Genomic DNA, 11,840 nt, shown 5'->3' with positions numbered 1-11,840 from the left:
ACAGGGGGGTGGGGGTGGCTGGTGCGGAGGAGTGGGGGGGGGTGTGTCCTGGTCTTTTTTGGGCTGGGGGGGGGGGGGTGCGGGAGGGGAACCTGCCCCCGCCGGCAGGGGGGGTCCCGGTCCCGTGTGCGTCAGCCCTCCAGGAAGGCCAGCAGCGCGTTCGCCAGGTGGTACGGGTCGTCGGCGCCGCACAGCTCGCGGGCGCTGTGCATCGACAGGCAGGCCACGCCGATGTCGACCGTCGAGATGCCGTGCCGGGCGGCGGTGATCGGGCCGATCGTGGTGCCGCAGGGCATGTCGTTGTTGGAGACGAAGGACTGCCACGGCACACCGGCCTTCTCACAGGCGGCGGCGAACACGGCACGGCCGCTGCCGTCGGTGGCGTACCGCTGGTTGACGTTCACCTTGAGGATCGGGCCGCCGTTGGGGCGCGGGTGGTGCGTCGGGTCGTGGCGCTCGCTGTAGTTCGGGTGCACGGCGTGGCCGACGTCGGAGGAGAGGCAGACCGACCCGGCGAGGGCGCGGGCCTTGTCCTCGTAACCGCCGCCCCGCGCGTACACCGAACGCTCCAGGACGTTCCCGAGCAGCGGGCCGTGGGCGCCGGTGTCCGCCTCGGAGCCGTTCTCCTCGTGGTCGAAGGCGGCGAGGACCGGGATGTACGGCAGGGCCTCGCCCTGCGCCGCGGCGGCGGTGAGCGCGGCGACGCAGGCGTGCACGGAGATGAGGTTGTCCATGCGCGGGCCCGCGAGCAGCTCGCGGTCACGGCCCAGGTAGGCGGGTGCCTCCAGGGCGTGGACCATGAGGTCCCAGCCGGTCACCTCCTCGGCGTCGACACCGGCCTCCTCGGCGACGAAGGAGATCAGGTCGCCCTCGTGCACCGGGCCCAGGCCCCAGATCGGCTGCATGTGACGCTGGCGCTCCAGCTTCATGCCCTCGTTCACCTGGCGGTCCAGGTGGATGGCGAGCTGCGGCACGCGCAGCAGCGGCCGGTCCACGTTGACGAGGTGGTGCGAGCCGTCCCGCAGGGTGAGCCGGCCGGCCAGGCCGAGGTCGCGGTCGAGCCAGCTGTTGAGCAGCGGTCCGCCGTAGATCTCCACGGCGATCTGGCGCCAGCCCTCGCGGCCGAAGTCGGGCTGGGGCTTCACCCGCAGGTTCGGGGAGTCGGTGTGCGCGCCGACGATCCGGAACGGGGTGTGCGGGGCGGCGCCCTCGGGCACGTACCAGGCGATGATCGCGCCGCCGCGGATCACGTACTTGCCGCCTGCCGTCCCCTCCCAGGCGTCGGTCTCCTCGACCTTGCGGAAACCGGCCTTCTCCAGCCGCTCCGCGGCGTTCGCCACCACGTGGTACGGCGACGGCGAGGCCGCCAGGAAGGTCATGAGGTCATCGGTGTGGCCGCGGTCGAAGCGGACAGGTGCGCTACTCATGCCGTTCACCTTACGCAGTCTCGAAATGCGGGACGCGGGCCCGTGGGCGCACAGGGAGGTGCGCGAGAAGTGCACAGGAAAGCGCACAGGAAAAAGGAACGGCCCGCTCCCCTCCCCGGGAGCGAGCCGTTCCTCCGTGCGGACTCAGGCGCGTACCTGTGCGGTACCTGTGCGGGTACTAGAACGCGGCCTCGTCCAGGTCCATCAGGGAGCCGTCCACGCTCTCGGCGAGGACGCGCTCGGTGGAGACGCCGGGCAGGACGTTGGCGGCGAAGAACTTCGCGGCCGCGATCTTGCCCTGGTAGAAGGCGACATCCTTGCCGGACGCGCCGGCCGCCAGCTTCTCGGCGGCGACGGCCGCACCGCGCAGCAGGAGGTAGCCGACGACGACGTCGCCGGAGGCCATCAGCAGGCGGGTGGTGTTGAGGCCGACCTTGTAGATGTTCTTGAGGTCCTCGCCGGTGGCGGTGAGGTCGGTCAGCATCGCGCCGACGATGCCCTCCAGGTCCACGGCCGCCTTGGCGAGCGCGTCGCGGGCGCCGGCCAGCTCCTCGCCGCCGGTGCCGACCGCGAGGAACTTCTTGATCTCCTCGGCCAGCGCGTTCAGGGACGCGCCCTGGTCGCGGACGATCTTACGGAAGAAGAAGTCCTGGCCCTGGATCGCCGTGGTGCCCTCGTAGAGCGTGTCGATCTTGGCGTCGCGGATGTACTGCTCGATCGGGTACTCCTGCAGGAAGCCGGAGCCGCCGAAGGTCTGGAGCGACTGGGCGAGCTGCTCGTAGCCCTTCTCGGAGCCGTAGCCCTTGACGATCGGGAGCAGCAGGTCGTTCAGGCCGTGCAGGGCCTTCGCGTCCTCGCCGGCGGCCTCCTTGATCGCGATCTCGTCCTGCACGGCGGCCGTGTAGAGGACGAGGGAGCGCATGCCCTCGGCGTACGCCTTCTGCGTCATCAGCGAGCGGCGGACGTCAGGGTGGTGCGTGATGGTGACCTTGGGCGCGTTCTTGTCCATGAAGTTCGCCAGGTCGGTGCCCTGGACGCGCTCCTTGGCGTACTCCAGGGCGTTGAGGTAGCCCGTGGAGAGGGTGGAGATCGCCTTCGTGCCGACCATCATGCGGGCGAACTCGATGATGAGGAACATCTGGCGGATGCCGTCGTGCTTGTCGCCGATCAGCCAGCCCTTGGCGGGGTGCTTGTCGCCGAAGGTCATCTCGCACGTGTTGGAGGCCTTGAGGCCCATCTTGTGCTCGACGTTGGTGGCGTAGACGCCGTTGCGGGCGCCCAGCTCGCCGGTCTCCCAGTCGAACTCGTACTTCGGGACGAGGAAGAGCGACAGGCCCTTGGTGCCGGGGCCGGCACCCTCGGGGCGGGCGAGGACGTAGTGGAGGATGTTCTCCTCCATGTCGTGCTCACCGGACGTGATGAAGCGCTTCACGCCCTCGATGTGCCAGGAGCCGTCCTCCTGCTGGATCGCCTTGGTGCGGCCGGCGCCGACGTCCGAGCCCGCGTCGGGCTCGGTGAGCACCATGGTGGAGCCCCAGCGCTTCTCGACGGCGATCTGCGCGATCTTCTTCTGCGCCTCGTTGCCCTCGTTGTAGAGGATGCCGGCGAAGGCCGGGCCGGAGGAGTACATCCAGATGGCCGGGTTCGAGCCGAGCAGCAGCTCCGCGTAGGCCCAGATGAGCGAGCGCGGGGAGACGGTGCCGCCGATCTCCTCCGGGATGCCCAGGCGCCAGTACTCGGACTCCATGAAGGCGTTGTACGAGTTCTTGAAGGAGGCCGGGACCGGGGCCGTGTTGGTCTCGGGGTCGAAGACCGGCGGGTTGCGGTCGGCGTCGGCGAAGGACTCGGCCAGCTCGTTCTCGGCGAGGCGGCGGATCTCGTCGAGGATGCTCTTCGCGGTCTCGACGTCCATCTCCTCGAACGGACCGGTGCCGTACACCTTGTCGCGGCCGAGCACCTCGAAGAGGTTGAACTCGATGTCGCGGAGATTCGACTTGTAGTGCCCCATGGCGACGGCTCCGTAAAGGCTCGGGGAGGCGGATGTCCTCGTGCGCGTACTCGGCAACGGCGTACTACCGGCGAGTAGCCCACGCTCTCTACGATGATGCTACCCACCGGTAATAAAAGGCAACCCCTATCCGGACATCTGTGACGCGGGCCGCACGCCCCGTCCGGGCCTCGATAGGCTGGCCCGCATGTACGGCTACGAGCAGAACCCGGGTGCCCAGCAGCAGTACGCACAGCAGCCCCCGCAGCAGGGAATGCCGGGCATGCAGCCGGGCATGCAGGGAGGTATGCAGCCGGGCATGCAGGGCGGCTACGCCCAGCAGCCCCCGCTGTACCCGGAGCCGTCCCCGCCCTCGCTCGCGGACGCGGTGCGGGCCTTCACCACCGGCACCCTCTCCGCCGAGGACTTCCAGCAGATCTTCGCGACCTCGAAGGTCTACTGCCCGCGCGGCGACACCCCGGGCTTCCTGGCGCTGCACAACACCCAGCAGCCGGTGATCCCGATGTTCACCACGCTCAAGGAGCTGCGCCGGTACGCGGGCAAGGAGTCGAAGTACTTCGTCATCACGGGCGCGGAGGTGATCGACCTCCTCCCGACCGGCTACGGCTTCGTCCTCGACATGGAGGGCGACCACCGGATGGTCTTCGACGCGAAGGCCGTGGAGCAGATGGTCGACTACGCGATGCGGCGGATGTACGGCTGAGCGAGGCTCGTGACCGAGGCTCGCGGCGAGGCGCCCGGGAGGAATTCCTCCCGGGCGTTTCGCGTTCCGGGTGGCAGGAAGTTCAGCTTTCAACTAAACTGGTCGCACAAGGAGGTCCCGCCATGCCTGCCGTGACTGTCGAGAACCCGCTCACCCTGCCCCGCGTCAGCGCCGCCGCCGACGCCGTCGCCCGACCCGTCCTCGCCGTGACCACGGCGCCCCAGGGCTTCGAGGGCGAGGGCTTCCCCGTGCGCCGCGCCTTCGCCGGCATCAACTACCAGTACCTCGACCCGTTCATCATGATGGACCAGATGGGCGAGGTGGAGTACGCGCCCGGCGAGCCCAAGGGCACGCCCTGGCACCCGCACCGCGGCTTCGAGACCGTCACCTACATCATCGACGGGATCTTCGACCACCAGGACTCCCAGGGCGGTGGCGGCACCATCACCAACGGCGACACCCAGTGGATGACCGCCGGCTCGGGCCTGCTCCACATCGAGGCCCCGCCGGAGCACCTCGTCGTCAGCGGCGGCCTCTTCCACGGCCTCCAGCTGTGGGTGAACCTGCCCGCCTCCGACAAGATGATGGCCCCGCGCTACCAGGACATCCGCGGCGGCCAGGTCCAGCTGCTGACCTCCCCCGACGGCGGCGCGCTGCTCCGCGTCATCGCCGGCGAGCTCGACGGCCACCAGGGCCCGGGCGTCACCCACACCCCGATCACGATGATCCACGCCACGCTGCGCCCCGGCGCGGAGATCAACCTGCCGTGGCGCGAGGACTTCAACGGCCTCGCCTACGTCCTGGCCGGCCGCGGCACGGTCGGCGCGGAGCGACGCCCGGTCCACATGGGCCAGACCGCCGTCTTCGGCAAGGGCGGGGCGCTGACCGTCCGCGCCGACGAGAAGCAGGACGGGCACACGCCCGACCTGGAGGTCGTCCTCCTCGGCGGCCGGCCGATCCGCGAGCCGATGGCCCACTACGGCCCGTTCGTCATGAACACCCAGGCCGAACTCCGCCAGGCCTTCGAGGACTTCCAGGCGGGCCGGCTCGGCACGATCCCGGCGGTGCACGGGATGGGGGAGCAGACGGCGTAGGCGTCGGGGGCGGGGGCGGGGGCGGGGGCCTTCGCCCGGAGGCCGTAGGCCGGGCGTGGGCGCGGGCCTTCGCTCGTGCGCCGGGCGGTGGGCGCGGGCCTTTGCCCGTGCGCCGGGCGCGGGCCCTCGCTCGTACGCCCGCCCCACCCCGTACCGCTCCTGACGCGGCGTCACCCGTACGGCGTTCAGCGCGCGACGACACGCCGGGCGGCGTGGTCCGGTGGGGGTGTGCCCACCGACCGCACCGCCGCCGACCGCCCCCTGCTGCCCGAGGGCGCTCGCCGTACCGCCGCCTGGTGCGCCGTCGCGCTGCTCGTCGCCGGAGTCGCGGCCGTCTTCGTCTGGCTGTGCGTGGTCTTCAAGACCGCCGTCACCCCCGTCCTGCTCGCCCTCCTCGGCACCGCGCTCCTCGGCCCCCTCTACCGGCGCCTGCTCCGGATGAGGGTGCAGAAGTCGCTGGCGGCCGGAATCACCGTGCTCGCCGTGCTCGTGGTGGTCGGCGGCGCCACCTACATCGTGGTCGCCGCGCTCGTCGACACCGGCGCCCAGATCGTCGACTCGCTGCGCCAGGCCGCCGTCGACATCGCCGAACACTTCGGAGCCGCCGGCACCTCCCTCGACGACCTCGCCAAGAACGCCCGGCGGCTCCTGGAGAAGTTCGGCGGGACCGCCGCCACCGGAGTGATCTCCGGGCTCAGCGTCGTCGGCCAGATGCTCGCCACCGCCGTCCTCGCCCTGCTCCTCATCTTCTTCTTCCTCCGCGACTCCGACCGCGCCGCCGGCGTGCTCCGCTCGCTCGCGCCGCGCGCCACCGGCGACATGGTGGAGGCCATGGGGCGGCGCGCCTTCGAGGCCGTCGAGGGCTTCATGCGGGGCACGACGTTCGTCGCCTTCGTCGACGCGGTCCTCATCGGGGTGGGCCTGCTCGTCCTCCAGGTGCCGGGCGCGGTGGGGCTCGCCGCGCTGGTGTTCGTCACCGCCTACATCCCGTACCTCGGCGCCTTCCTCTCCGGCGCCGTCGCCGTGCTCGTCGCCCTCGCCGACCGCGGCTTCGTCATCGCGCTGTGGGTGCTCGGCGTGGTCCTCGCCGTCCAGGTCCTCGAAGGCAACGTGCTCCAGCCCCTCGTCCAGTCCCGCACCGTGCAGATGCACCCGGCGGTGGTCATGCTGGCGATCACCGCCGGCGCCTCCGTCGCCGGGGTCCTGGGCATGCTGCTCGCCGTACCGCTGACCGCCGCCTTCTTCGGGATCATCGGGGAACTGCGCAGCCGGTACGAGGGCCCCGCCTAGGCCTCGGCCTAGGTGGCCGCCGCCGGGGTGCTGCCCGGCTCGAAGGCCTTCAGCATCTGTTCGAGGGCGGCCTGGTCCGGGCCCACGAACGGGTCCGCGTCCGGCGCCATGGAGATCGTCTCCAGCATCGCGTCCGTCATCCGCACCGCCGGCGGCAGGTGCGTGCACAACACGATCTCGGGGTTCATCTCCCGCAACGGCTCGATCGACGCCCGGTACTTCGCCTGGTCGACGACGTGCACCCACGGGCTGTCCACCGTTGCCCACAGCAGCTGCGCGGCCCTCAGCTCGTCCGGCCTGAGGTCGTTCGCGTGCCCGCTCTCGGCGAGTTCGGCGGTGGGCATCGGGCCGCCGAAGCAGTCCGAGCTGAAGCAGATCCGGGTCTTGTCGTCGTAGAAGCCGACCGTGGCTGGGTTGTCGAAGAGCGGCGGCCGGAAGGCGCGCAGCATGCGGTCGCCCACGTCGAGGCTCTGGCCGGGGTTGAGGAAGTAGACCCGGTCCATGGGCAGCGGACGTTCGGTGGTCATGATCCCGGCGCCGATGAACGTGGTGACGACCCGTGCGCGGGGCGCGGCCACCAGCAGGTCGAAGATGCCGCCGGTGTGGTCCCGGTCGGGGTGGGTGAGCCAGATCCAGAGGATGTCGGCCGGGTCGACGGCATCGCCGAGGGAGGCGACGAAGTCGCGGTCGGAGACCGAGAGGCCGGTGTCGACGACGACCGGCTCGCGGGCGGTGAGGACGTACGCGTTGACGGGGATGTGCCCGATCCCGGGGACTTCCAGGCTGTCTGCCAGGACCGTGGTGTCGCTGCCGACCTTGTGGGTATCCATGACGAACTCCGTGGTCCCCCCGGCTGCCTCCCGCGGGCCCCCCGCCCCCCGCCCGGACGTCCTCCCGCGGCGTACGTCACCAGTCTGCGCCGCCCGGCCGGGCACCGCCTGTCACGGCCGGGGCTGCGCCGAGCGGCCGCGGGCCGCCTGTCACGGCCGGGACTCCGCCGAGCGGCGGGGCGCCGCCTTCACGGCCGGCCCCCGGACCACCACCCAGGTGCCTCGGGGCGGCCCGTCCTCAGCTGCAGCAGCCGTTCGCCGACGGCGGCTCCTCCAGTTCGAACCAGATCGCCTTGCCCTCGCCCCGCGGGTCCACGCCCCACCTGTGCGCCAGCATCTCCATCAGGATCAGCCCGCGTCCGCTGGACGCCATCTCGCCCGGATGCCGCTTGTGCGGCAGCTCGTCGCTCGCGTCGGCCACCTCCACGCGCAGCCGGCGGGCATGGTCGCGGCAGACCACCTCGGCGACGAGCAGCGCGTCGCCGTCCGTGTGCACCAGCACGTTGGTGACCATCTCCGAGACCATCAGGACCGCCGAGTCGACCTGGTCCCCGTCCTTCCAGTCGTGCAGCAGCTGGCGCATCTGCTCGCGGGCGGCGGCGATGCGTTCCGGCTCGGCCTGGGCGACGGTCATCATCGTGCGGCGCGGGGCCTCCCGTACGGCCGCGCCCTGCCGGGAGAGGAGCAGGACGGCGATGTCGTCCTCGCGGCGGTCGGCGAGCGGCCCCGTGGTGTGGTGCGAGCCGGGCCCGTGGACGGCCTCGACGAGCCGGTCGGCGAGCGCCTCCAGGTCCTCGCCGTCGTCGGACTCCAGCAGCTTCCGGACCCGTTCCCAGCCGCTGTCGAGGTCGTGGCCGCCGGTCTCCAGGAGGCCGTCGGTGCAGATCATGAGGGTCTCGCCGGGCTGCAGGGTGAGCCGGGTGGTGGGGTAGTCGGTGTCCGGGACGATGCCGAGGGGCAGGCCGCCGGCGGTGGGTCTCAGCAGAACCGTTCCGTCGGTCATCCGTACCGCCGGGTCCGGGTGCCCGGCCCGCGCGATGTCGACCGTGCCCGTCTCCAGGTCGACCTCCAGGTAGAGGCAGGTCGCGAAGCGGGGCCCGCCGTACGGGTCGTCCTCGGAGCCGTAGCCGGACCCATGGCCGGCGCCGTAGCCGGACCCATGGCCGGAGCCGGAGCCGGACCCATAGGCGGAGGCGGACCCGGACCCGGACCGGGAGCCGCCCCCGACCTCCGCCCCGGCCACCCCGCCCGTGCCGCCCATACCGCTCGTGCCGCCCCCGGCCACCCCGCCCGTGCCGTCGTTGATGCCGTACAGGAAGCGCGAGGCGCGGGAGAGCACGGCGTCCGGGCGGTGGCCCTCGGAGGCGTAGGCGCGCAGGGCGATCCGCAGCTGCCCCATCAGCCCGGCGGCCCGCACGTCATGGCCCTGCACGTCGCCGATGACCAGCGCGATCCGGCCGGCGCCGGACCCGCCGGGCAGCCGGATCATGTCGTACCAGTCGCCGCCGACCTGGAGTCCACCGCCGGTGGGCACGTAACGCGCCGCCACCTGGATGCCGGGGATGCCGGGGCCGAGGACCGGCATCATCGCCCGCTGCAGTCCCAGCGACAGCTCCCGCTCCGACTCTGCCACCCCGGCCCGGGCCAGCGCCTGCGCCAGCATCCGGGCGACCGTCGTCAGGACGCTGCGCTCGTCCGGCGTGAACGCCACCGGATGCTTGAACGCGGCCATCCACGCGCCCATCGTCCGCCCGGCGACGACGAGCGGGACGAAGGCCCACGAGCGGCGGCCGAAGCGCTGCGCGAGCGGCCAGGTCATCGGGAAGCGCCGGGCGTACTCCTCCGGGCTCGGCAGATAGATCGCCCGCCCGGTCCGTACGACCTCGGCCGCCGGGTAGTCGGTGTCCAGGGTCATCGAGGTGAACGGCCCCTCGTCGCCGTCGCCGTGCCCGTGATGGCCGATCACGGTGAGCCGTTCGCCGGACATCCCGAAGACGGCGAGCCCGTCCGGCGAGAACCCGGGCATCGACAGGGACGCCGCCACCCGCAGCACCTCGGCCGTCGACCGGGCCTCCGCGAGCGCCCGGCCCGCGTCGAGCAGGAAGGCCTCGCGGGAGCGGCGCCAGTCGCCGGTGATGGGCGTGTGCGGCCCCGCGGCGCCGGGCTGCGGCTCGGCGACCTCCTGGAGGGTGCCGACGAGCTGGTAGTCGGTTCCCTCGATCAGCGGCTTGGACCTGCTCCGTACGGTACGGATCACCCGGCCCTGCTCGTCCATGATCCGCAGCCGGGCCTCGGCGAGGGTGCCCTCGGCGACGGCGAGGTTCACCACCCCGTCGATCTCGTTCCAGTCGACCGGATGAAACCGGGAACGCACCTGCGCCTCGGTGAGCCGCGCGGGCTCGGCGGGCAGCCCGAGCAGCCGGGCCGCCTCGGCGTCGAGGGTGACGAACCCGGAGGCGTTGTCCCAGCGCCACAGACCGGTCGCGATCGCGGCCAGGACGTCCTCGGTGCGCATTGCCCCACTTTATGAATATCGGACAGCAGGTCGCCACTGAGAGTATTCGAATCGCGATCTTGGGTCGCCCGGTACGCTGGGAAGGCTTGACGCGGCTCGACGCCGTCAAGCTTTTCCACCACGGATCCCGAAGAACTGGATGAACGACGATGCATCGGTACAGGTCCCACACCTGCGGCGAGCTCCGCGCCTCTGACGTCGGCACCGACGTCCGGCTGAGCGGCTGGCTGCACAATCGGCGCGACCTGGGCGGCATCCTCTTCATCGATCTGCGCGACCACTACGGCATCACCCAGCTGGTCGCCCGCCCCGGCACGGCGGCGGCCGAGGTCCTCGACAAGCTGACCAAGGAGACCGTCGTCCGCGTCGACGGCAAGGTCGTCTCCCGCGGCGCCGAGAACGTGAACCCCGACCTCGCCACCGGCGAGATCGAGATCGAGGCCGCCGAGGTCGAGGTCCTGGGCGCGGCCCAGCAGATCCCCTTCACCATCAACACCGACGACGGCGTCAACGAGGAGCGGCGGCTCGAGTACCGCTTCCTCGACCTGCGCCGCGAGCGCATGCACAGGAACATCATGCTGCGCAGCGCCGTTATCGCCTCGATCCGCTCGAAGATGGTGGCCCTCGGCTTCAACGAGATGGCGACCCCGATCCTGACGGCGACCTCCCCCGAGGGCGCGCGCGACTTCGTGGTCCCCTCCCGCCTCAACCCGGGCAAGTTCTACGCGCTGCCGCAGGCGCCGCAGCAGTTCAAGCAGCTGCTGATGATCTCGGGCTTCGACCGCTACTTCCAGATCGCGCCCTGCTTCCGCGACGAGGACGCCCGCGCCGACCGCTCGCCGGGCGAGTTCTACCAGCTCGACGTGGAGATGAGCTTCGTCGAGCAGGAGGACGTCTTCCAGCCGATCGAGAAGCTGATGACCGAGCTCTTCGAGGAGTTCGGCGGCGGCCGTCACGTGACGTCCCCGTTCCCCCGCATCCCGTTCCGCGAGTCGATGCTGAAGTACGGCAACGACAAGCCGGACCTGCGCACCTCGCTCGAACTCGTCGACATCACCGACGTCTTCGAGAACTCGGAGTTCAAGGCCTTCGCGGGCAAGCACGTCCGCGCGCTCGCGGTCCCGGACACCGGCGACCAGCCGCGCAAGTTCTTCGACGGCCTCGGCGACTTCGCGGTCTCGCTCGGCGCGAAGGGCCTGGCCTGGGTCCGCGTCGGCGAGGGCAACGCGCTGACCGGCCCGATCGCCAAGTTCCTCACCGAGGAGAACGTCAAGGTCCTCACCGAGCGCCTGGGCCTCAAGCCCGGCCACGCGGTGTTCTTCGGCGCCGGCGAGTTCGACGAGGTCTCCAAGATCATGGGCCCCGTCCGCGTCGAGGCCGCCAAGCGCGCGGGCCAGTTCGAGGAGAACGTCTTCCGCTTCGCCTGGATCGTCGACTTCCCGATGTACGAGAAGGACGAGGAGACCGGCAAGATCGACTTCTCGCACAACCCCTTCTCGATGCCGCAGGGCGGCCTCGAGGCCCTGGAGACCCAGGACCCGCTGGACGTCCTCGGCTGGCAGTACGACATCGTCTGCAACGGCATCGAGCTCTCCTCCGGCGCCATCCGGAACCACGAGCCCGAGATCATGTTCAAGGCCTTCGAGATCGCCGGCTACAGCCGCGAGACCGTCGAGACCGAGTTCGCCGGCATGCTCCGCGCCTTCCAGTACGGCGCCCCGCCGCACGGCGGCATCGCCCCGGGCGTCGACCGCATCGTGATGCTCCTCGCCGACGAGCCCAACATCCGCGAGACGATCGCCTTCCCGCTGAACGGCAACGCCCAGGACCTGATGATGGGCGCCCCGACCGAACTGGACGAGGCCCGCCTGCGCGAGCTGAACATCCAGCTCCGCAAGCCGGTCGCGGCCACCAAGCCCACCGCGGACCGCCCGATCACGGAGTCGGTCCACCCGGACGCGGCCCGCGGCTGA

At 71.2% G+C, this 11,840-nt stretch carries 8 protein-coding genes; 4 read left to right on the top strand and 4 right to left on the bottom strand.

Features of this window, described 5'->3' with window-relative positions; translation table 11 throughout:
• Positions 1–131: 131 nt before the first annotated feature.
• Together ACFWJO_RS22265 and ACFWJO_RS22260 are read right to left on the bottom strand one after the other, a co-directional pair.
• Positions 132–1,427: a M18 family aminopeptidase gene (locus ACFWJO_RS22265; RefSeq protein WP_386867597.1), complete on the bottom strand. Its 1,296-nt coding sequence runs from the start codon at positions 1,425–1,427 to the stop codon at positions 132–134.
• Between the two features lie 178 nt (positions 1,428–1,605).
• Entirely contained in the window at positions 1,606–3,435 is a 1,830-nt protein-coding gene (locus ACFWJO_RS22260; RefSeq protein WP_386867595.1) for an acyl-CoA dehydrogenase, read from the bottom strand.
• A gap of 187 nt (positions 3,436–3,622) precedes the next feature.
• On the opposite strand from ACFWJO_RS22260, the gene ACFWJO_RS22255 reads away from it, so the two are divergent.
• The 3 genes from ACFWJO_RS22255 (at position 3,623) to ACFWJO_RS22245 (ending at position 6,522) form a co-directional block, all read left to right on the top strand.
• Complete coding sequence (locus tag ACFWJO_RS22255) at positions 3,623–4,138, top strand: SseB family protein (protein ID WP_386867593.1); 516 nt, start codon at positions 3,623–3,625, stop codon at positions 4,136–4,138.
• Positions 4,139–4,260: 122 nt separating this feature from the next.
• The gene (locus ACFWJO_RS22250; RefSeq protein ID WP_386867591.1) at positions 4,261–5,232 is read left to right on the top strand and encodes a pirin family protein; all 972 of its coding nucleotides are present in this window, start codon (positions 4,261–4,263) and stop codon (positions 5,230–5,232) included.
• A 228-nt stretch (positions 5,233–5,460) separates the two neighbouring features.
• A complete protein-coding gene (locus ACFWJO_RS22245; protein ID WP_386867589.1) occupies positions 5,461–6,522 on the top strand; it encodes an AI-2E family transporter in 1,062 nt (353 codons plus the stop codon).
• A gap of 8 nt (positions 6,523–6,530) precedes the next feature.
• On the opposite strand, the gene ACFWJO_RS22240 is transcribed toward ACFWJO_RS22245, so the two are convergent.
• Together ACFWJO_RS22240 and ACFWJO_RS22235 are read right to left on the bottom strand one after the other, a co-directional pair.
• Complete coding sequence (locus ACFWJO_RS22240) at positions 6,531–7,352, bottom strand: MBL fold metallo-hydrolase (RefSeq protein WP_386867587.1); 822 nt, start codon at positions 7,350–7,352, stop codon at positions 6,531–6,533.
• A gap of 238 nt (positions 7,353–7,590) precedes the next feature.
• Positions 7,591–9,867 carry a SpoIIE family protein phosphatase gene (locus ACFWJO_RS22235; RefSeq protein ID WP_386867585.1) on the bottom strand — a complete coding sequence of 759 codons (2,277 nt, stop codon included), beginning with the start codon at positions 9,865–9,867 and terminating at the stop codon, positions 7,591–7,593.
• Between the two features lie 149 nt (positions 9,868–10,016).
• Between ACFWJO_RS22235 and aspS the strand changes: the two genes are divergently transcribed.
• The gene (gene aspS, locus ACFWJO_RS22230) at positions 10,017–11,840 is read left to right on the top strand and encodes an aspartate--tRNA ligase (protein WP_386867583.1); all 1,824 of its coding nucleotides are present in this window, start codon (positions 10,017–10,019) and stop codon (positions 11,838–11,840) included.

The organism is Streptomyces sp. NPDC127092 (assembly GCF_042722475.1).
Taxonomy (GTDB): domain Bacteria; phylum Actinomycetota; class Actinomycetes; order Streptomycetales; family Streptomycetaceae; genus Streptomyces.
The sequence above is the reverse complement of the archived record's forward strand: the minus strand, read 5'-3'. Positions and strand labels throughout refer to the sequence as shown.